The organism is Aureimonas pseudogalii (assembly GCF_014196835.1).
In the GTDB taxonomy this organism is placed as follows: Bacteria; Pseudomonadota; Alphaproteobacteria; order Rhizobiales; family Rhizobiaceae; genus Aureimonas; species Aureimonas pseudogalii.
This window is the reverse complement of record NZ_JACIEK010000011.1, coordinates 35,926-56,555: the sequence shown is the minus strand read 5'-3', so window position 1 is coordinate 56,555 and position 20,630 is coordinate 35,926. Positions and strand designations below refer to the sequence as shown.

Sequence of the window (20,630 nt, the reverse complement as noted above, 5' to 3'; positions counted from 1 at the left end):
GCTCTCATCGAGCGGGCCGGCCTCTTCGTTTCAGCGGTCCGGGTTCAGCCGTCCCTGTTCAGCCGGCGCCCCAGAGCTTGGGCGCCTGCTGCACCACCGTGATGCCCGACAGGATGCCGAACAGGAGGAAGGCCCAAATGAGCGTGCCCACCCGCAAGGCGCCGGGTCGCAGTTGCGGCACCAGGAAGGTGCGGTTCAGGCGGATCAGCAGGAACGAGTACAGGAACATCATGAGACCGCCGACGCAGGCCGAGATGACGAGCAGCACCAGGGGCTGCGCGAGGCCGGCGAAGAGCACCACGATGCCGATCGTCACGAGGGTCCAGACCGTGACGAAGTAGAGCCGGCTCTCGTTCTGGCCCTTGAGGTAGGAGGTGCGCAGCACGTCGGCGACGAGACGCGCCGTGTAGTCGACGATGCCGGTGGCCGCGCCGAACAGCGAGAAGGCGCCGATGAACCAGAACAGGATGCCGAACCACGAGCCGACCCGCTCGCTCAAGACCTGCCCCTCGCGCTGCACGAAGGCGACCGAGTTCGCGAGCCCCTCCTCGCCGTAGACCGTGGCGTAGGCGAGGAGCGAGGTGAAGGTGATGGTCACGAAGGTGATGAGCACGAAGGTGACGAGCTGCTCGAAATTCGCGAAGTGCCACCAGCGGCGCCACCGCGCCATGTTCTCGGCCGTCGGTTCGAACACGAAGCCGGTGGAGGGCGCCGCTTCCGGCGCGCCGGTGACGGGGCTGGTGATGCGCGGCACGTATTTCCCCATGCCGAAGCCCTTGTCGCGGATCCAGTTGGACTGGCAGAGGTTCTGCCCGCCGCCCGCGCCCGCGAACGCCAGCGCCCCGAGGAGCAGCGCGAAGCCGAGCTCGGTCGGCACGGTGGCGGTGGTGGCGATCTGCGGCAGCGCCGCCCAGTCCTCGGCGGTGATCACGAAGAAGGCGGCGATCACGATGAGGAGGCCGACCGCCGCGACCTTCACCATCTGCAGGCGCTCGAGGATCACGTAGACCACGGGCGCGAGGGTGAGGATGAGGCCGATGGCGACGAGCATGCCGACCGCGATCCAGCGCGGCTCGCCGCCCACGATGTAGGAGAGCATCGTCGCCGAGCTGGTGACCCAGCCCGGCCAGAGATTGGCGAAGCAGGTCATGACCGCGAAGACGAGGCCCCAGTGCGGCCAGAAGCGGCTGAAGCCGGTGAGCACCGTCTCGCCGGTGGCGAGCGTGTAGCGCTCGATCTCCATGTTGAGGAAGAACTGCGTGGTGACGCCGAGGAGCGCCGCCCAGACGAAGGCCATGCCGACCTGGCTGGCGATGTAGGGGTAGAGGATGAACTCGCCCGAGGAGAGGCCGACGCCGGCCGCCACGATGCCCGGCCCGATCAGCCGGCCGGTCTTGGCGGGTGCGGCGGGCAGTTCGCGAACCTCCGGCCGGCCGAGCCTGCCGGCGGGAAATAGATCGGCGGCCGAGCCGCCCCTGTCGTCTCTCACGGTGGACATCGTTCCTCCCTCGAATCGTTCTCCTTCCCCGTGTGGGGGAGGGGAGCCGCGGCGTCAATCGCCGAACAGCTTGGGCCAGCTGCCGATCGGACGCCTTCGCCATCGGTCACTGCGACTTGCTCTCGCGGCCGGGATCGGGTCGCAGGAGGAATTGGGGCAACACCAACTGCGGGCGAAAGAGCGTGCCGTCGTCAGTCGGCGGCCGGGGCGGCGGACGGTGGTCGCCGCGCCTGCAGCACCGACCGGACCTCGGCCACCAGCCTCGCCACCGGTTCCGCCGACGAGAGGCGAAGCACGGGAACGGGCCGGGTGGACAGCCAGGCCTCGTGAGCGGCACGGCTTCGCTGCTCGTCGCCGGCCGTGTCGTAGGCCGCTGCCCAGGCGAGGAACGCCGCGCTCGGGCCGGCCATGTCGCCCCCCGGCGCGATGCGTGGGCCGAAGCGCCGGCTTTCGCGTCGGCGCAGCCTCGCCATGCGCAGCGCCGGGTCGAGCGTCAGGAAGACGACGAGATCCTGGAGCGGTTCGAGCGCCTCGGCCCATGGCCGCGCGCAACCCGACCAGACCCAAGCTGGCCGGGACTTGAGCCAATCCGAGAGGAGGTCGATCCGTTCGCCCGCCGGACGCTTCACCCCGAAGGGCGGATCGGTCGGCATCCAGAAGACGTCGTCGGTGTCGACATGCGGCAGGTCGAGGGTGTTCGCCAAGGCCTTCCCGAGGGTGGTGACGCCCGATCCGGCGGCGCCGGTGACATGGATTCGGGGCATGAAATCCCTTCGCGGCCTGCCTTGCGGTCCCGTCGCGTCAGCGCCCGCCGTCGCTGCGCAGCGCGACGTCGGCCGGGCGGCTGTTCTTCAGCACCAGCCGCATGTTGGGCAGGTCGTTGCCCTCCAGCTTCTCGATCAGCGCCTCCGGCTCGTAGCCGAAGCTGAGCCAGCGCTCGGTCAGGCGCTCGATCAGCAGCTCCTCGCGCGCCTCGACCATGACCGTGAGATCGAAGAGCGGGGCGAGGTCGCGCCAGCCGGGCGCGTCGAGGAGCAGGTAGTTGCCCTCCGCGAGGATGATGCGCGTGGTGGCCTCGATGATGCGCCCGCCCGCCCGCGCGATCTCGACCGAGCGGTCGAAGACGGGCACCGCCACGTCGCGGCCGGTGTCCAGGCGCAGCCGCTCCAGCATGGCGCGGAAGCCGTCGAGATCGAACGTGTGGGGCGCGCCCTTGCGCGGGCGGTCGCCGCGCGCGTTCAGGACGGCGTCGTCGAAGTGATAGCCGTCCATCGGCAGAATGTCGGCGACGCCGGGGCGGCGCGCGTTCAGCCGCGCCTTCAGGGATTCGGCGGCGGTGGACTTGCCCGAGCCCGGCGATCCCGCGATGGCGACGATGCGGCGCGTCGCGCCTTCCTCGGTGAGGAGCGCGTCGGCGAGCGCCGCCAGGGTGAGGCTTTCGGTCATGGCGCGTGTCTCCCATCTGCCGGCGCGTATGCGCCGCGCTGTCAGGAGGCCTTTGCCCGAAGCCGCGAGGTTTCGCCAGCCGGGGTGCCCTCTGCGGGCTCGAAGCCTTCGACGACGCTCGCCTCGCAGTCGGCGAAGACGCGGCCCACCCCGATGAGGATCGGCCGGTCGACGCCGATGCGCTCGACGATCGCGCCGAGATCGGCGAGACGGCCGACGGCCCGCGTCTCGTCGTCCCGCGAGATGTTGGCGGCGACCGCCACGGGCGTCTCGCCCGGCAGCCCGTGCGCGATCAGCATGGCCGAGATGCGCGGCGCCATGCGCCCGCCCATGTAGAAGATCGTGGTGGCCCGGTCGTCGGCGAGCGTCGCCCAGTTCATGTCGTCGGGCAGATCCCCCTTCTTCGAATGCCCGGTGACGAAGCGCACCTGCTGCGCCCGGTCGCGATGCGTCAGCGACACGCCGAAGCCCGCCGCGAGCGCCGAGGCCGCGGTGATGCCGGGCACGATGCGCACGGGAATGCCCGCGCGTTTCAGCTCGGCGATCTCCTCGCCCGAGCGCCCGAACACCGAGACGTCGCCCGATTTGAGCCGCACCACGTGCTTTCCGGCCCGCGCGAACTGCACCATCGTGCGGTTGATGTCCTCCTGGCGGCACGAGTCGCGCGAGGCGCGCTTTCCCACCAGCATGCGCTTGGCCTCGCGCCGGGCGAGTTCGAGGATGTCGTCGGAGACGAGGTCGTCGAAGAGGATGACGTCGGCGGCCTGCAGCGCGCGCACCGCCTTCAGCGTCAGAAGCTCGGCCTCGCCGGGGCCGGCGCCCACCAGCGTGACGCGCCCGCCCGCCTGTGGGGCGGCGACGAGATCGGAGACGAAGCGCCGGGCGTCGGCTTCCGCGGCCTCGTCGGGAGCCTTGCGGGTGAAGGCCTCGTCGGAGAAGCGCTCCCAGAAGGCGCGGCGCAGCGGGCCCGGCTCGAGGCGCTCCATCACCTCGGCGCGGACCTTCGCGGCGAGCTTCGCCCAGCCCGTCAACGTCGCGGGCAGCAGCGTCTCGATGCGCCGGCGAATGGCCTGGCCGAGGATCGGCGCGGCGCCGTCGGTGGAGATGCCGACGACGACGGGCGAGCGGTTGACGATGGTGCCGAAGCGGAATTGGCAGAAGGTGGGCTTGTCGATGACGTTGACGGGAACGCCCGCACTGCGCGCGGCGCAGAAGAAGGCCTGCGCGTCGGCCATCGTCTCGCAGTCCGCGACGGCGAGCGCGGCGCCGGCGAAGACGTCGAGCGCCCAGGGGCGGTCGTGGTGGGTGATGCGCCCGCCCGCGAAGCTCATGGCGAGGACGGTGCGCATCTCCTCACCGAGGCCCTCCGCGGGCTCGTAGAGATCGACGAGCGCGCCGGCGGCGGCGAGGAGCTCGGCCTTCCACGCCGCGCCGTCGCCGCCCCCCGCCATGGCGACGCGCCGGCCCTTCAGGTCGAAGAACACCGGCAGCACGCTCAGCTCGCCCACGCGTTGCGGGCGGGCGGCGGCGGCGGTCTCGGTGTCCGGCAGGCCGGGCGTGGACAGGAAACTCATCGGTCGATCCCAAAGGTGTCACCCCCGCAGAGGCCATGATTCGCGCCGGCCATCAAGGGGCGCAAGGCAAGGCGACCTGCGGTGGTGGGCCTCTCCTGCATGTCGTTCCCCGCGCCGCCCGGAACAAGGGCGGGGGCGTTTCCATGCGTGGGACCGGCGCGCCGCTCAGCCGGCGTCGGGGGTGAGGCCGACGCTCTCGATCGCGGCCACCGCCGCCGCCTCGTCGTTGTCCGACGTGTCGCCGGTGATGCCGACCGCGCCGACGATCGCGCCGTTCGAGCGAACGAGCACGCCGCCGGGCACCGGCACGAGCGAGCCGCCGCAGAGCGCGTTCATCGACTGGATGAAATAGGCCTGTTGCTCGGCGCGCGCACCGAGCGCCCGCGAGCCCATGCCCATCTTCACCGCGCCGTTGGCCTTGCCGATGGCGATGTCGGGCCGCAGCGGCGCCGCGCCGTCCTGGCGCTCCAACGCGATCAGCGCGCCGCCGGCGTCGAGCACGGCCACCGTCAGCGGTTTCAGCTTCAGCGCTTCGCCCTTGGCGAAGGCGGCGGCGACGAGGCGCCGGGCGGTGTCGAGGGTGAGGGCGGTCATGTGGGGGGCTCCGGGAGGGTCGGGTGAGGGACCTCGGGGATAGCCGGGATCGCGCTCGCCGCCAAGCATCGCGGATCGGGGGGGCGCCCGTTCAGCCGAAGCGGCGGGCGGCGTCGAGGCCGAGGCCGAGGCCGACGGAGCCGAACGCGTCCGAGAGCGCGATCCGCGCGTCCGGAAAGCGCTTCGTCGCGGCGCTCTTCACCGCCGGCACCTGCGCGCCACCGCCGGTGAGGATCACCGTCTCGATCTCGCCCGAGGCGACGCCGGCGAGGCGCAGCGCCGCCTCGATCGAGCCTTCGATGCGAGAGACGAGCTCAGTGGTCGCGCCCTCGAACTCCTCGCGGGTCGCCAGCGCGTCGAGTGCCAAGCCCGGCTCGTGCAGCGCGATCGGCACGGCGGCCTCGTTCGAGAGCGCGATCTTGGCGCGCTCCACCGCGCCGGCGAGCCGGTGGCCGGAGCGGTGGAGGAGCATGTGCTCCATCGCGCCGAGCTTGGCGGGCTCGCCCGCCTCCTTCTTCAGGGCGCGGATGTCGGCGAGGATCTTCGCGGTGTAGAGCGTGTTGATGCGGTGCCAGGTCGCCATGTCGTTGAAGTACCAGACGGGCATCCGCCGCTTGCCGTCGGCGGTGGCGCTGCCGAGGCCAAGCAGCGGCTGCATCTTGGCGATGTTCAGCAGCCGGTCGAAATCGGTGCCGCCGACATGGACGCCCGTGGTGCCGAGAATGTCGCCGGACCGGTCGGGCGCGCGGGCGCGCTCCGGCGACAGGCGCAGGATCGAGAAGTCCGACGTGCCGCCGCCGATGTCCACCACCATGGCGAGCTGTTCGCGATCGACGGTGGATTCGTAGTAGAGCGCCGCCGCCACCGGCTCGTACTGGAACTCGATGTGGCGGAAGCCTTGCGCGCGCGCCGCCGATTCGAGCTGGCCCTGCGCGGCCGCATCGGCCTCGTCGCTTTCGTCGACGAAGCGCACGGGGCGGCCGAGCACGATCGAATCGGTGTCCACCCCATGGCTCTCCGCCTCGCGTTCGAGGCGGCGCCGAAGGTTGGAGAGGAAGCGCCCGACGAGATCCTCGAAGGTCATGCGCTCGCGCCCGACCTGCGTCGTCTCCTTCATCAGCGAGGTGCCGAGAATGCTTTTCAGGGCCCGCATGAAGCGCCCCTCGGCGCCATCGACATACTCGAAGACGGCCTGACGTCCGAAATAGGTGCGCCCGTCCTCCAGGCTGAAGAACAGCGCGGAGGGGATGGTGCGGTGCTCGTCCTCCACCGCCAGAAGCTCCGGCGCGCCGCCGGGGGCGCAGAGTGCGAGCGTGGAATTAGTGGTGCCGAAATCGAGGCCGGGAAAGAGGCGGGACATGGGGGCTCGACCTTGCAGGGCATGAGAGGCAGGCAGACGCCCGCTTGCGCCGACGAGGGCGGATCGGGGAGCGGGCGGGACGAAGGGCGGCGCTATAGCGGAGGCCCGCCGCGCTGCCAAGGCAGGACCGGCGCAGTGCAGCCCTGCGCGCCGCGCGGAGCGAGATGCCGGCGCAAGCGGGGGTTGCCGCGGGGTGCCGCGACCGGGACGCGATCGTCGCCCCCGACGATCCGCGCGGCGGCTCTCCGACCGCGGGCGCGATCGACCGTACGCCGGCCGCACGACCGTTTCCGGGCTGCCGCGGTGCGGGATCGGAACGGGGGTCGAAGCGAGTCGGTGGTGCCGCAGGCCGGCACGATGGCGGAGTGACCGGACCGCGAGGACGCGAGGGCGGTCGGCAAACGTCGTCGGTGAACGCGATCAGGCCGGCGGCGGGGCGCCGGCGAGCGCCATCGCGCCGTTGCCGTAGCGCGGATCGTCGGTCACCTCGCGGCCGATCCAGCTTGGCAGCGTCACTGCGTGGTCGGCCGCCGGCAGCTCGATCTCGGCGGTGACGAGCGGCGCGAAGGGGCCGGCGAAGACGTCGACCTCGATCGTCAGGCTTCCCAACGGCACGAGATGGCGGCGCTTCTCGATCACCGTGCCGAGATGGGCGGCCTCGAGCGCGTCGGCGTCGGCATCGGGAATGTCGTATTCGAACTCGCCGCGCGAGAGGCCGCTGCCGGTCTTCAGCGTCAGCACCGCGGGCCGGCCCTCGCGCCGGCGCACGCGCACCGTGAGCCCCTCGCGCGAGGCGAGGTAGAACTGGCGGATCCGCGTGCCGGCGTCGGCGAGCGCCCGCCAGTCGTCGCTCGTCACATGGAACTTGCGCTCGATTTCCTGTGCCATTCGCCAAGAGGCGACCAAGCGCGGCGCGGCGTCAAGAGCCCGTGCGAGACGGGCCCCCCTCCGGGATCAATCGTCCTCCACGAAGACGACCTTGCGCTTGCGCCGGATGCTCGGCAGCGCGGCGGCGATCACGGCGGCGAGACCCAGCGCCAGGAGCGTCGCCGAGATCGGCCGAGTGACGAAGATCGACGGGTCGCCGCGCGAGATGATCATGGCGCGGCGCAGATGCTCCTCCAGGAGCGGCCCGAGCACGAAGCCGAGCAGCAGCGGCGCCGGCTCGCAGCCGAGGCGGATCAGCACGTAGCCGAGCACCCCGAAGACGCCGATGGCGTAGACGTCGAACGGGTTGTTGTTGATCGAGTAGCAGCCGATGGCGGCGAACAGCACGATGGCGGGGAAGAGCACCCGGTAGGGGATGGTCAGCATCTTCACCCAGAGCCCGATCAGCGGCAGGTTGAGGATGACGAGGAGGACGTTGCCGATCCACATCGAGGCGATGATGCCCCAGAAGAGGGCGGGCTGCGTGTTGATGACGTTCGGGCCCGGCGTGATGCCCTGGAGGATGAAGGCGCCGACGATGAGCGCCATCACGGGATGGGCGGGGATGCCGAGCGTCAGCAGCGGGATGAAGGAGGTCTGCGCCGCCGCGTTGTTGGCCGATTCCGGCCCGGCGACGCCCTCGATGGCGCCGTGGCCGAACTCCTGCGGGTTCTTCGAGAGGTTCTTTTCCAGCGAATAGGAGGCGAAGGAGGAGAGGACGTGGCCGCCGCCCGGCAGCACGCCGAGGATCGAGCCGAGCACCGTGCCGCGCACCACGGGGGCGGCGATGCGCTTGAAATCTTCCTTCGTCAGCCAGAGGTTGGTGACCTTCTTCACCATGACCTCGCGGTCGTTCTCGTTCTCCAGGTTGCGGAAGATCTCGGCGACGCCGAAGACGCCCACCGCGATCGAGACGAAGTTGATGCCCTGGTAGAGTTCAAGCTGGCCGAAGGTGAAGCGCGGCGTGCCGGTGTAGATGTCCTGCCCCACGGTGCCGAGCAACAGCCCGAGGCAGATCATCGCCAGCGCCTTCACCACCGAGCCGTGGGCGAGCGAGATGGAGACGAGGAGGCCGAGCACGATGAGCGCGAAATATTCGGGCGCGCCGAACTGCAGCGCGACGCGCGCCAGCGGCGGCGCCGCGACGGCGAGCAGCATCGTCGCCACCGATCCCGCGAAGAACGAGCCGAGCGCGGCCGTTGCGAGCGCCGGTCCGGCGCGGCCCTTGCGCGCCATCTGGTAACCGTCGATCGCGGTGACGGCCGAGGAGGATTCGCCGGGCAGGTTGATCAGGATGGCGGTGGTGGAGCCGCCGTATTGCGCGCCGTAGTAGATGCCCGAAAGCATGATGAGCGAGGTGACGGGCGCGAAGGTGAAGGTGATCGGCAGGAGCATGGCGATCGTCGCCGTCGGGCCGATGCCGGGCAGCACGCCAACGAGCGTGCCGAGAAGCACGCCCACGAAGCACCAGAACAGGTTGGTCAGCGTCAGCGCCGTCTCGAAGCCGAGGGCGAGATTGGAGAGGAGGTCCATCGGGCGCCCGTCAGGAGGAGAAGAGGGTGCCGAAGGTCGGCAGCGAGACGTTCAGCCCGACCTTGAAGATCAGCCAGCAGAGCGCCGCCAGGCTGAGCGCGATCGCGAGCGCGGCGAGGGGCGAGTTCTTGGCGGAGGCCAGCGCCACGGTGAAGGTGCAGACGACGACCACGGGCACGAGACCGAGCGCGAGGCCGAACTCGCCGAAGACGGCGAGCGCGGCGCAGACGAGGCCGATGGCCTTCCACGGGATGGGGGTGGGGCTGATCGTCTCGTGGCGCTTGAGGCTGGTGCCGAGCACGATCGCGCCGAAGACGGCCAGCAGCACCGCGAGGAACAGCGGCATGAAGCCCGGCCCCATGCGCAGCGCCGTGCCGAGCGGATAGGTGGACGCTTCCAGGCCGAAGGCGAGCGCGATGGCGATGAAGATCGCCCCCGCGATCACGTCGCGCCGCGAGCGCACGTCGCCGGCCTTCGGCGCCGGGCCCGGCCCGGCTCCCATTCCGGCGGGCCCGATGGCTTCCCTTGATCCCTGCATGCGTCACCTTCCCCCAAAGGCTCTTGGAACCGACCGCCGCGGCGTCGGCCCGCGGTCTTGCCGGCAGGCGAAGCCGTGGATCGGCCTCGCCTGCCGGTGCGGCGTCGCCCGTTCAGTCGGCGTAGGTGCCGGCGGCCTGGATGATCGGGCGCCAGAGCTCGATCTGCGAGGTCAGTTCCGCGGTGAGCGCGGCCGGCGTCGCCTCGCTGGCCGTGACCGGCGCGGTGCCGAGCTCGGCGAAGCGGGACTTCACGGTCTCGTCGACGAGCGCCTTCTGCAGCGAGGCCTCGAGCTTGGCGACGATCGCGGGATCGGTGCCGGCGGGCGCGTAGAGCCCGTGCCAGACGCCGATGTCCAGCTTGTCGAGTCCGACCTCCTTCGTCGTCGGCAGGTCCGGCAGCGAGGCGACGCGGGTCGGCGTCGTCACGGCGTAGGCCTTCACTTCGCCGGCCTTGATCTGGTTGGTGGTGTTGGTGGTCTGGTCGCAGAGGAGATCGACCTGGCCGCCGATGATGTCGGTCATCGCCGGTGCGGCGCCCTGGTAGGGCACGGTGATCATCTGCACGCCCGCCGCCTCCTGCAGCAGCATGCCGCAGAGATGCGAGGCCGAGCCGATGCCGGCATGGGCGTAGGTCGTGTCCGCGCCCTTCTCCTTGAGATAGGTGAGGAGGGTCTTGGCGTCGGCGGGCTCGAAGTCCTTGCGCGCCACGATGGTCATCGGCACGGCGGTGATCAGGCCGATCGGCGCGAAGGCCTTCAGCGGATCGAAGGCGAGGTTGCGGTAGAGGGTCGGCGCGGTGGACATGCCGATGTGGTGGAGAAGCAGCGTGTAGCCGTCGGGCTTGGCGTTCGCCACCTGGCCCGCGCCGAGCGTGCCGCCGGCGCCGCCGACATTCTGCACCAGCACCTGCTGGCCGAGATCCTTCGACATGACCTGCGCCACGAGGCGGGCCACGGTGTCGGTCGGGCCGCCCGCCGAGAAGGGCACCACGACGGTGATGGGCTGCGTGGGATAGTCCTGCGCGAGAGCGGCCGGGGCGAAGGCGACGGCGGCGAGCGCGCCGAGCGAGGCGACGAGCCCCTTCAGGATGTGCGACATGGTTCCTCCCAGAAATGTCGGCGCCCTTGAATGCGGGGCGTTGCGCTGTTGCACAGCATGCCGCGCGCCTTGTCCAGTCGTCCCGCCATAAAACGGCAGCCGATCGGTTCGATCGCATTTCCTCCAAGGTGGTTCATGCTTCGGAGGCCGGACGAAAGCGCCCACTCTTCTCCGATCTACTGCCGGTCATCACGAAGTCGTGTGTGTATCCTCGCGGGACGTCAGTCAGGGCGCCGCGGTGGAGGATAGCGCCTCGGCAAGGCTGAAGCGCGGGGGGGCGGGCTCGCGGAAGTCGAGGCCGTCCAGCAGCGCCGCGAGATGCGCCTCCATGGACGCCGCCGCCCGCGCTCCGTCCCGGCGCTCCAGTGCCGCCACCAGATCGTGATGCGCGACGCTTTCGCACAAGGTCTCCGGTCGCCGCCAGTAGAGTGCCACCACGAGCGAGGACCGCGACAGGAGGTCGGCGAGGATGCGTTCGAGAACCTCGTGCCCGGCAATGCCCGCGATGATCCGGTGGAACTCGGCGGAGCGATGGACGGCTTCCTGCGGGCGGTCGTCGCGCAGCGCCGCGTGCTCGCGCAGGAGGCAGGCTTCGAGCGCCGCCACGTCCGCCCCCGTGATGCGCGCGGCGGCCAGGCGCACGAGATGGGGCTCCACCAGCGCGCGTGCCTCGAAGATGCCGCGCGCCTCATCCGGGCTCGGCCGCGCGACGCTGGCGCCGCGGTTGCGCCGGATCTCCACCACGCCCTCGCGCGCCAGGGCCTGCAGCGCGGCGCGCACGATGGTGCGGCTGACGCCGAAATGTCCGGCGATCTCGTCCTCGACGAGCTTGGCGCCGGGGTCGATCCGGTGCCGCACGATCGCCTCGTGCAGGCTCGCATGAATCGTCTCCCACGTCGTTCTGGCCGACGGCTGAGCGGAGGCGGCGAGGTTCGGCGGTGGGGGCTGGGACATCGTGGGTTCAGTGTCGCAGATCGGGACGCGGGCACCAAGCGGTGTGGGCGCAAGGATTGTACACAATCGAGGCCCTTGCCTGCCTCAAAATGAGGCGACGGCAGGTTGAGGGCTTCGGAAGCCCAGATGGTTGAGGGGCTGCACGTCAGTCACGGCCGGCTCTACGGCACGACGCGCCGACTTGGCACGCGCCGTGCATAGAGGGGGAGGACAGACCTCCTTCCCAAAGGATCGCTCGTGGCCGGCGGACAGCTCGAACTCGTGAAGCTCACCAAGCGCTACGGCCCGACCACGGCCGTGGACGCCATCGACCTGCGCATTCCCCAGGGCACCTATTGCTGCTTCCTCGGCCCGTCCGGCTGCGGCAAGTCCTCGACGCTGCGCATGGTCGCCGGCCACGAGACGGCGTCGGGCGGCGACATCCTCCTCGGCAACGCCAACATCACCAACCTCGTGCCGGCGCGGCGCGGCACGGCGATGATGTTCCAGTCCTACGCGCTGTTCCCACATCTCACCGTCCTCGACAACATCGCCTTCTCCTTGAAGATGAAGGGCGCGCCGAAGGCCGAGCGCTACGCCAAGGCGCGGCAGGTGATGGAGCTCGTCGATCTCGGCAAGTTCGAGACGCGCATGCCCGCGCAGCTCTCCGGCGGCCAGCAGCAGCGCGTGGCGCTCGCGCGGGCGCTGGTCACCGATCCCGGCATCCTCCTCCTCGACGAGCCGCTCTCGGCGCTCGATCCGTTCCTGCGCCTCAAGGTGCGCACCGAGCTGAAGCGCCTGCAGCGCGAGCTCGGCATCTCCTTCCTCCACGTCACCCACGGGCAGGACGAGGCGATGGCCCTCGCCGACCTCGTGGTCATCATGAAGGATGGCCGCATCGAACAGGCCGGCACCCCGCAGGACGTATTCCACCGCCCCGCCACCGCCTTCGTCGCCCGCTTCATGGGCGGCCACAACGTGCTGACGCTGGACGGACGCCCCGTCACGGTGCGCGCCGACCGCGTGCGCCTCGGCACCGGGGGCGAGGCGGCGCGCACGATGAGCGGCGAGGTGCGCGGCGTCGAATATGGCGGCGCCACCGTCACCGTCGTGATGGCGGCCGGCGAAGCCGGCGAGATCACCGCCGTGATCCCCGAGGAGGACTACGCCCGCGCCCCCACCGAGCTCGGCGAGAGCCGCCCCATCCACTGGGCGCGCGCCGACGAATACGCCCTGGCCGCCGCCTGAGACTTTCCGCCTTCCCGCCCTTGCCAAGGAGACGCATTCCATGACCGACACCAAACAGCCCGCTCCCGAGACCGCCGGCCTCAGCCGCCGCGCCTTCCTGAAGACCGGCACCGCCGCGGCCGGCGTCGCCTTCGTCGGCGGCGCCGCCGTCACCGGCTTCCCCTCCATCTCCTCGGCCCGCGCCCAGGAGGCCAAGACCCTTCGCTATCTTGGCACCGCCGTGAACCAGTCGAAGGAGATCGCCGACAAGGTGAAGGAGGATCTCGGCATCACCATCGAGTACATCCCCGTCACCACCGATGAGGTGACCAAGCGCATCATCACCCAGCCCAACACGTTCGACATCGTCGACACCGAATATTTCGCGCTGAAGAAGTTCGTGCCGACCGGCAACCTGATGGGCATGGACGCCAAGCGCATCAAGGAATTCGACGAGATCACCACCGTCTTCACCAAGGGCGAGATCGACGGCAAGGCGATCGGCGGCCAGGGCACCGCGCCCTGGAAGGTGCTCTACCTCGCCGGCAACAAGTCCAAGGAGTTCTCGGCCACCCCGACCGAGTGGATCTCGCTGATCCCCACCACCTACAACGCCGACACGCTGGGCATCCGCCCCGACCTCATCAAGCGCCCGATCGACAGCTGGGCCGAACTCCTGAACCCCGAGTTCAAGGGCAAGGCCTCGATCCTCAACATCCCCTCGATCGGCATCATGGATGCCGCGATGGCGATCGAGGCCACCGGCAAGTACAAGTATCCCGACAAGGGCAACATGACCCGCGACGAGATCGACATGACGATCGACGCGCTGATCGAGGCCAAGCAGGCCGGTCAGTTCCGCGCCCTCTGGTCGGACTTCAACGAGAGCGTCAATCTCATGGCCTCCGGCGAGACCGTGATCCAGTCCATGTGGTCGCCCGCCGTTACCGCCGTGCGCGCCAAGGGCATCGACTGCGTGTTCCAGCCCCTGAAGGAGGGCTACCGCGCCTGGGCCAGCGGCTTCGCGCTGCCCGCCACGCTGGAGGGCCCCAAGCTCGACGCCGCCTACGAGTTCGTCAACTGGTTCCAGTCCGGCTGGGCCGGCGCCTTCCTCAACCGCCAGGGCTATTATTCCGGCGTCCTCTCCACCGCGCAGAAGTCCATGGAGCCCTTTGAGTGGGCCTACTGGATGGAGGGCGCGCCGGCCGAACAGGACATCAAGGCCCCACAGGGCCAGACCATCGCCCTCAAGGGCGCCACCCGCGACGGCGGCTCCTTCGCGCAGCGCATGGGCGCCGTCGCCTGCTGGAACGCGGTGATGGACGAGGACGCCTACATGATCCGCAAGTGGAACGAGTTCGTCGCGGCCTGACGCGCACGTGACGCCATGCAGGGGACGGCCGTCCCCTGCACCCCTGCCAAGGGGCTTGAAGCCCCTTGGAACCCACTCCTCGTCTTTCGATCATGGGGGAGGGCCGCTGGCCCTCACCCATGATCGACACATGAAAAGAAGGGTCCGGGAATTCATTCCCGGGCGGGGACCGGGGCGGCAGCCCCGCCTTGCCACGCCCGCCCCAAGCCTTGCTGGAGTCCCGATGGCCGCTTCCGACCGTCCCGGCCTCGCGCCCTACCTTCAGGTGGCGCCGATGATGCTGGTGTTCCTCGTCTTTCTCGTGGTGCCGCTCGTCTTCATCGTGATGGTGAGCTTCTGGACCTACGAGAATTATCAGATCCAGCCGGCCTTCGAGATCCAGAACTATCTCGACGTGTTCGACCGCTGCATCGTGCGGCTGCCGACCCTGTGCACGACCTTCCGCACCTATCTCTCGACGCTCGGCTTCTGCGCCATGGTCTGGGCGCTGACGCTCGGCGTCGGCTTCACGATCGCCTATTTCCTGGCCTTCGAGGTGCGCTCGAAGGAGATCCAGTCGGCGCTCTTCCTCGTCTGCACCATCCCGTTCTGGACCTCCAACGTCATCCGCATGATCTCGTGGATCCCGCTGCTCGGGCGCTCGGGGCTGGTGAACCAGACGCTGATGGGCGCGGGTCTGATCGACCAGCCGATCGAGTGGCTGCTCTACTCGTCCTTCTCGGTGACGCTGACCTTCGTGCACCTCTTCACCTTCTTCATGGTGGTGCCGATCTACAATTCGATGCTGCGCATCGACCGCTCGCTGATCGAGGCGGCGCGCGACGGCGGCGCGTCGGGCTGGCAGATCCTGTGGAACGTCATCGTGCCGCTGTCGAAGACCGGCATCGCCATCGGCTCGATCTTCGTGATCACCATCGTGATGGGCGACTTCATCACGGTCGGGCTGATGGGCGGCCAGCAGATCGCCTCGGTCGGCAAGACCATCCAGACCGAGATCAGCTACCTGCAGTTTCCCGTGGCCGCCGCCAATTCGGTGGTGCTGCTCGCCACCGTTCTGCTCATCATCTTCGCGCTGACGCGCGTCGTCGACATCCGCAAGGAGCTTTGAGATGTCCGACGCGCGTACGCCCACGTTCTACGTGTTGGCCGGCTTCTTCGCCCTCTTCGTCCTGTTCCTCTACGGGCCGACGCTCACCGTCCTCATCCTCTCGTTCCAGGGGCCGGAGGGCGGGTTGACCTTCCCGATGAACGGCGTCTCGACGCACTGGTTCGGGGTGCTCTGGGGCGGGCTCGGCGTCGTCGACGTCTGGGCGGCGTTCGGGCGCTCGTTCCGGCTGGGGCTGGTGGTGACGGTGCTCACCGTCGTCATCTCGGTGCTGGCGGGTCTCGCCTTCCGCCGTCGCTTCGTCGGCTCGACGCTCGTCTTCTACACGGCCATCGCCTCCCTCATCCTGCCCTCGATCGTGGTGTCGCTCGGCATCGCGCTCGAGTTCCGCCTCTTCGACGACTTCGTGAAGGCCTATGGCCTGGGGCCTGCCGGCTTCCAGTCGTCCATGGGGCTCTTCACCTCGGCGCTCGGCGCCCATCTCACATGGACGCTGCCCTTCGGGCTCCTCGTGATGTTCGCCGTGTTCAACCGCTTCGACCCCGCCTACGAGGAGGCGGCACGCGATCTCGGCGCCTCGCCCTGGCAGACCTTCCGCCATGTCGTGCTGCCGATCATCATGCCCTATCTCGTCGGCGTCGCCCTGTTCGGCTTCACGCTTTCGTGGGACGAGATCGCCCGCACCTCCCAGGCGGTGGGCGGGCCCAACACGCTGCCGCTGGAACTGCAGGGCCTGACCACCACCGTCACCACGCCCGCGATCTATGCGCTGGGCACGCTCACCACCGCCGTCTCCTTCGTCGTCATCGGGCTGACGCTCGGCACCGGGCTTTTGTTGCGCCGCCGCCGCCTTCGCGGCGCCTCGGACGCCGGCAAGGGCACGCTCTGACGAAGCCGCCTTGCCCGACCCTCGATCCCGTTCGGACCCCATGCGCCTTCTCTTCGTCAATCCCAACGCCACCGCCTCGATGACCGACAAGATTGCCGCCGCGGCGCAAGCCGCGGCCGGGGCGGGCACGCGGATCCTCGCCCTCACCAACACGGCCGGCCCGGCTTCCATCCAGGGCGAGGCCGACGGCGAGGCGGCGGTGCCGGGGCTGCTGGCGCTGATCGGGGCGCACGAGGGCGAGGCGGACGCCTTCGTCATCGCCTGCTTCGACGACACCGGGCTCGCCCGCGCCCGCGCGCTGACCGCCAAGCCCGTCCTCGGCATCGGCGAGGCCGCGATGCGCGCGGCCGCCGCGCATGGGCGCTTCTCGGTGGTCACGACGCTGGCGGTCTCGGTGCCCGTGATCGCCGCCAACGTCGCGGCCTATGGCCTCGGCGAGACCTGCGCCCGCGTGCGAGCCTCCGACGTCGCCGTGCTCGATCTCGAAGAGGAGGGCAGCGCGGCGCGCGAGAAGGTCGCCGCCGAGATCGGCCGCGCGCTCGCCGAGGACCGGCCCGACGCGATCGTGCTCGGCTGCGCCGGCATGGCCGATCTCGCCGGGATCTACGCCGAGCGATTCGGTCTGCCCGTGATCGACGGCGTGGTCGCCGCCGTGCGCCGGGCAGAGCGGGAGGCGGCGGCGGGATCGGCCCTCCCGGATGTGCGAGCGGGCTGACGCCCCCGCGGTTTGCGCTTGACCGTCCGGTCGGAGCCGGCGATGCGAAGGGGGCCATGCCGAGGGAGTTGAGCGATGATCAGCCGTGATTTTCAGAAGCCGGGCCGTTCCGTCGCTTTGTCCGACCGCGCGATGGCCGCGACCTCGCATCCCCTCGCGACGCTCGCCGCGGTGGACGTACTGCGCGAGGGCGGGCATGCCGTGGAGGCGGCGATCGCGGCGGTGGCGCTGCAGTCGGTGATCGACCCGCTGATGACCGGCATCGGCGGCGACTGTTTCGCGATCGTCGCGAACGAGGGCGGCACGCCGGTCGCCACCAACGGCTCCGGCCCGGCGCCGCAGGCCGCGCATCTCCCCTATTTCGTCGAGCACGGCCTCACCGCCATCGCCGACGACAGCGCCCATGCCGTCACCGTGCCCGGCGCTGTGGACGCTTGGTGCCGCCTCGTCGCGGCGCATGGGCGGCTCGGGCTGGAGCGCGTGCTGCGCCCCGCCATCGAGGCGGCGGAGGCCGGCTTCTGCATCACCCCGCGCGTCGCCTTCGACTGGGCCCTGTTCGCGGGGCGCGTCGCCCGCCACGCGCCGGCGAAGGCGCATTTCCTGGCGCGAGGCCGCGCGCCGGAGGTCGGCGAGCGCTTCGCGCAGCCGGCGCTCGCCGCGACGCTGCGGCGCATCGCCCGCGAGGGCCGCGCCGCCTTCTACGAGGGCGCGGTGGCCGAGGACATGGTGGCGACCCTGCGCGCGGAGGGCGGCCTCCACGACCTCGCCGATTTCGCGGGCTACCACGCGTTCGAAACCAATGCGATCGGCGCCGCCTACAAGGGGCACGAGCTCCTCGAATGCCCGCCGAACGGCCAGGGGCTGGCGGCGCTTCTCATCACCCGCATTCTCGACGGGTTCGACTTCGCCGCGCTCGGCGAAGCCGACCGGATCCACGTTCTCGCCGAGGCGACGAAGCGCGGCTACGCGATGCGCGACGCCCTCATTTGCGACCCCCGCCACGACGAGATCGACGTGGCCGCGCTTCTGGACGAGCGCTTCGTCGCGAAGATCCGCGAGGGGCTCGCGATGGACCGCGCCGGCCCCGCGGCGCCCTGGCTCGGGCCGACGCATCGCGACACCGTGACGGTGAGCGTCGTCGACACCGAGCGCAACGCGGTGTCGCTGATCAACTCGATCTTCTTCCCCTTCGGCAGCGGTATCTTCGCTGCACGGAGCGGCGTTCTCCTGCAGAACCGGGGCGCCGGCTTCTCGCTCGCGCAAGGCCATCCGAACGCGGTGGCCGGCGGCAAGCTGCCCTTCCACACGATCATTCCCGGCCTCCTGACGAAGGGGGGGCAGGCGGTGATGCCCTTCGGCGTGATGGGCGGGCAGTATCAGGCGACGGGCCACGCTCATCTCCTGTCGCAGATGCTCGATCTCGGCCTCGACCCGCAGCTGGCCAACGAGGCGCCGCGCTCCTTCCACCACGGGGGCGTGCTGACGCTGGAGACGACGATCGGGGACGACGTGCGCGCCGATCTCGAAGCGCGCGGCCACGCGACGCAATGGGCCGGCGAGCCGCTCGGCGGCTGCCAGTCGATCTATATCGACCGCGAGCGCGGTGTTCTCGTCGGTTCGTCCGACCATCGCAAGGACGGGGTGGCGTTCGGCATCTGAGCACGGCGGCGAGATGCTCGACCGCGGCGTCGCCAGCCCTTCGCCCACCGTCTCGCCCGGGCCGTCTCGCCTGCGCCGTCACAGTCCCCGCGGGAGGGCGACGGCGAGGACGAGCTTGCGGCTTGAGCAACGGTGTCGCGTCACACCCGCTCGAGGCGCCGGTGCGGCGGGGCGGGGCGATCGACGACGATCGGGTCGCCCGGTCTCACGGTGCCGGACGTTTCCACCACCGCCATGATGCCCGCCTGCAGGATCACGCGTCCCTCGTCGTCGCGCCCGACGAGCCTCGCCAGGAGACCGGGGCGAAAGCGCTCGATCTGCGCGCAGGGGTTCCGCAACCCGGTGACCCGGACCACCGCCTCGTCGCCGAGCCGCAGGCGCGTGTCGAGCGGCAGCGCGAGAAGATCCACGCCGGCGGTCAGGACGTTCTCGCCGAGCGCGGCAGGTGCCACGTCGAACCCTGCGGCGGCGAGGTCTTCCAGCCGTTCGAGCGACAGGAGATGCACCTGCCGCAGGTTGGGTTGCTCCGGGTCCACCGCGACGCGTGATCGATGCTGAACCCGCTCGCCCAGATGCGCGTCGCCCTCGACGCCGAGGCCGGCGAGAAGTCGGATCTCGGCCACCGGTGTCTTGGAAAAGCGGTGCGTGTCGTCGCGGGCGACACGATGAACGACGGCCATGTCACGCTCCTTCCAATCGGGTTCGTCTGGGCCAATTGGGCTCATCGGGTCAGACTGGGTTTCGAGCGGTTCGATCTGCTTCGACCTGCAGGAGACAACCGTTCTCCACCACTTCGATCATAACGCGAAAAACCCCGCCACTCGTGAGAGCGCGGGGTTCGCGGGGCGACAGGCGCTTTTTCAAGCGGGCCCGTCGCACATCGCTCCGTCGCTGAACTGCCAGTACATCCGTGGTCAGCGTCGCGGGAGCAAATTCGTGTATCAAGCCGGCCTTGCGGGAGGCTTGACCGGGGGATCCGAGGATCCCCTTTGGGCTCAGAGAGCCTTAAGGTTGTCGGCCGACATCTTGCCGGTCTTGCGGTCGGAGACGAGCTCGTACGAGATCTTCTGTCCGTCCTGCAGGTTGCTCATGCCAGCCCGTTCGACGGCGCTGATATGAACGAAGGCGTCCTGGCCGCCATTGTCCGGAGCAATGAAGCCAAAGCCCTTGTCCGCATTAAACCACTTAACGGTTCCCGTAGCCATGGGATACCTTTCTACATATCAAAGTTCTATCAGGCCGCAGACTTGCGTCCCGTTGTCATCGAAGCATCAGGAAGAAACGAGATGAGCTATCGCTGCCAATGATGCAGCGGAGGGCCAAACTGTCCGGCCGTCTATCGACTGCCCTGATATGCGCTTTCGCCGCCGCCGTGGCAAGCCGTCCGCCGATTTATTTTAGCCCGTCCGCTCCCCGAACATGCGGAAGTCGAACGCGATCAACGGCTTGGCGCACCCGCCTGCCGGTAGGGATCGGCGGCGGCGAAGGCCTCGATCGCCTCGCAGCGCGCCATGATCCGGTCGATCGTCGGAATGTCCGCCACCTCGATCGCGAAGATCTTCATGACCGCGGGAATGCTGGCGAGGCAGATGTCGGCGAGGGTGACCCGGTCGCCGTGGCAGAAGTCGCCCGTCTCTGCCTCGGCGGCGAGGCGGGCCTCCACCGCCTGGAGGCCCGTGGTGAACCACTGGATCTGCCAGCGTTTCCAGGCCGCGTCGTCGAAGCCAGCCTCCTTCGTCAGATAGCCGCGCACGCGCGGCGTGATGAGGGGGTGGGTGTCGGCGGCGAGCATCGCGGCGATCGAACGCACCCGCGCCCGCCCGCGCGGATCGGCCGGCAGGAGCGGCGGCTCGGGGGCGATCTCGTCGAGATATTCGAGGATCGCCGTCGACTGCGTCATCGCGGGATGGCCGGGCTCCACCAGCGCGGGGATCGCGCCCATCGGGCTGAGCTTCAGGAACTCGGGGTCGCGCTGCTCGCCCTTGATCAGGTCGACGTCGCGCTCGCGCGCCGTCAGACCCTTGAGGTTCAGGGCGACGCGCACGCGGTAGGTCGCCGAGGTGCGCCAGAAGGAATAGAGCTCGAATTCGGGCTGGACGGTCATCGGCGGGCGCTTCCTCTCGGGGATTTCTGCGCTGCCAACTAGCCGCCCGGCCTCCCG

General features: G+C 69.8%; 20 protein-coding genes. 6 read left to right on the top strand and 14 right to left on the bottom strand.

Annotation, left to right across the window (positions count from 1 at the left end):
• Positions 1-58 precede the first annotated feature (58 nt).
• The 11 genes from GGR04_RS17195 to GGR04_RS17145 form a co-directional block, all read right to left on the bottom strand.
• Positions 59-1,498, bottom strand: coding sequence for an Nramp family divalent metal transporter (locus GGR04_RS17195; RefSeq protein WP_183201168.1), 1,440 nt, complete (start codon positions 1,496-1,498; stop codon positions 59-61).
• Positions 1,499-1,689: 191 nt separating this feature from the next.
• The gene (locus tag GGR04_RS17190) at positions 1,690-2,262 is read right to left on the bottom strand and encodes a P-loop NTPase family protein (protein ID WP_183201167.1); all 573 of its coding nucleotides are present in this window, start codon (positions 2,260-2,262) and stop codon (positions 1,690-1,692) included.
• Positions 2,263-2,299: 37 nt separating this feature from the next.
• Complete coding sequence (locus tag GGR04_RS17185) at positions 2,300-2,944, bottom strand: nucleoside/nucleotide kinase family protein (RefSeq protein WP_183201166.1); 645 nt, start codon at positions 2,942-2,944, stop codon at positions 2,300-2,302.
• Between the two features lie 41 nt (positions 2,945-2,985).
• Positions 2,986-4,518, bottom strand: a complete 1,533-nt coding sequence (gene cysG / locus GGR04_RS17180; protein ID WP_183201165.1) for a siroheme synthase CysG — start codon at positions 4,516-4,518, stop codon at positions 2,986-2,988.
• Between the two features lie 165 nt (positions 4,519-4,683).
• Positions 4,684-5,112, bottom strand: coding sequence for a GlcG/HbpS family heme-binding protein (locus GGR04_RS17175; RefSeq protein WP_183201164.1), 429 nt, complete (start codon positions 5,110-5,112; stop codon positions 4,684-4,686).
• A 91-nt stretch (positions 5,113-5,203) separates the two neighbouring features.
• Entirely contained in the window at positions 5,204-6,472 is a 1,269-nt protein-coding gene (locus GGR04_RS17170) for an Hsp70 family protein (RefSeq protein ID WP_183201163.1), read from the bottom strand.
• A 420-nt stretch (positions 6,473-6,892) separates the two neighbouring features.
• Complete coding sequence (locus GGR04_RS17165) at positions 6,893-7,360, bottom strand: CYTH domain-containing protein (protein ID WP_183201162.1); 468 nt, start codon at positions 7,358-7,360, stop codon at positions 6,893-6,895.
• Between the two features lie 66 nt (positions 7,361-7,426).
• Complete coding sequence (locus tag GGR04_RS17160; protein WP_183201161.1) at positions 7,427-8,932, bottom strand: tripartite tricarboxylate transporter permease; 1,506 nt, start codon at positions 8,930-8,932, stop codon at positions 7,427-7,429.
• 10 nt (positions 8,933-8,942) lie between these two features.
• The gene (locus GGR04_RS17155) at positions 8,943-9,470 is read right to left on the bottom strand and encodes a tripartite tricarboxylate transporter TctB family protein (RefSeq protein ID WP_246393265.1); all 528 of its coding nucleotides are present in this window, start codon (positions 9,468-9,470) and stop codon (positions 8,943-8,945) included.
• A gap of 112 nt (positions 9,471-9,582) precedes the next feature.
• On the bottom strand, positions 9,583-10,569 hold the full coding sequence (locus tag GGR04_RS17150; protein WP_183201160.1) for a tripartite tricarboxylate transporter substrate-binding protein: 987 nt from the start codon (positions 10,567-10,569) through the stop codon (positions 9,583-9,585).
• Positions 10,570-10,794: 225 nt separating this feature from the next.
• Positions 10,795-11,523, bottom strand: a complete 729-nt coding sequence (locus tag GGR04_RS17145) for a GntR family transcriptional regulator (RefSeq protein WP_183201159.1) — start codon at positions 11,521-11,523, stop codon at positions 10,795-10,797.
• 237 nt (positions 11,524-11,760) lie between these two features.
• On the opposite strand from GGR04_RS17145, the gene GGR04_RS17140 reads away from it, so the two are divergent.
• From GGR04_RS17140 to GGR04_RS17115, 6 genes are all read left to right on the top strand, one after another.
• Positions 11,761-12,750: an ABC transporter ATP-binding protein gene (locus tag GGR04_RS17140; protein ID WP_183201158.1), complete on the top strand. Its 990-nt coding sequence runs from the start codon at positions 11,761-11,763 to the stop codon at positions 12,748-12,750.
• 40 nt (positions 12,751-12,790) lie between these two features.
• Positions 12,791-14,101 carry an ABC transporter substrate-binding protein gene (locus GGR04_RS17135; RefSeq protein WP_183201157.1) on the top strand — a complete coding sequence of 437 codons (1,311 nt, stop codon included), beginning with the start codon at positions 12,791-12,793 and terminating at the stop codon, positions 14,099-14,101.
• A 223-nt stretch (positions 14,102-14,324) separates the two neighbouring features.
• The gene (locus tag GGR04_RS17130; RefSeq protein ID WP_183201156.1) at positions 14,325-15,209 is read left to right on the top strand and encodes an ABC transporter permease; all 885 of its coding nucleotides are present in this window, start codon (positions 14,325-14,327) and stop codon (positions 15,207-15,209) included.
• A 1-nt stretch (position 15,210) separates the two neighbouring features.
• Complete coding sequence (locus GGR04_RS17125; protein WP_183201155.1) at positions 15,211-16,095, top strand: ABC transporter permease; 885 nt, start codon at positions 15,211-15,213, stop codon at positions 16,093-16,095.
• Positions 16,096-16,135: 40 nt separating this feature from the next.
• On the top strand, positions 16,136-16,810 hold the full coding sequence (locus GGR04_RS17120; RefSeq protein ID WP_183201154.1) for an aspartate/glutamate racemase family protein: 675 nt from the start codon (positions 16,136-16,138) through the stop codon (positions 16,808-16,810).
• A gap of 75 nt (positions 16,811-16,885) precedes the next feature.
• Positions 16,886-18,469, top strand: coding sequence for a gamma-glutamyltransferase family protein (locus GGR04_RS17115; RefSeq protein ID WP_183201153.1), 1,584 nt, complete (start codon positions 16,886-16,888; stop codon positions 18,467-18,469).
• A 140-nt stretch (positions 18,470-18,609) separates the two neighbouring features.
• Here the strand turns inward: GGR04_RS17115 and GGR04_RS17110 are convergent, their stop codons facing one another.
• From GGR04_RS17110 to maiA, 3 genes are all read right to left on the bottom strand, one after another.
• Positions 18,610-19,149: an MOSC domain-containing protein gene (locus GGR04_RS17110; protein ID WP_183201152.1), complete on the bottom strand. Its 540-nt coding sequence runs from the start codon at positions 19,147-19,149 to the stop codon at positions 18,610-18,612.
• A gap of 315 nt (positions 19,150-19,464) precedes the next feature.
• The gene (locus tag GGR04_RS17105; RefSeq protein WP_183201151.1) at positions 19,465-19,674 is read right to left on the bottom strand and encodes a cold-shock protein; all 210 of its coding nucleotides are present in this window, start codon (positions 19,672-19,674) and stop codon (positions 19,465-19,467) included.
• A gap of 233 nt (positions 19,675-19,907) precedes the next feature.
• Entirely contained in the window at positions 19,908-20,573 is a 666-nt protein-coding gene (gene maiA / locus GGR04_RS17100; protein ID WP_183201150.1) for a maleylacetoacetate isomerase, read from the bottom strand.
• Between the last annotated feature and the right edge of the window lie 57 nt (positions 20,574-20,630).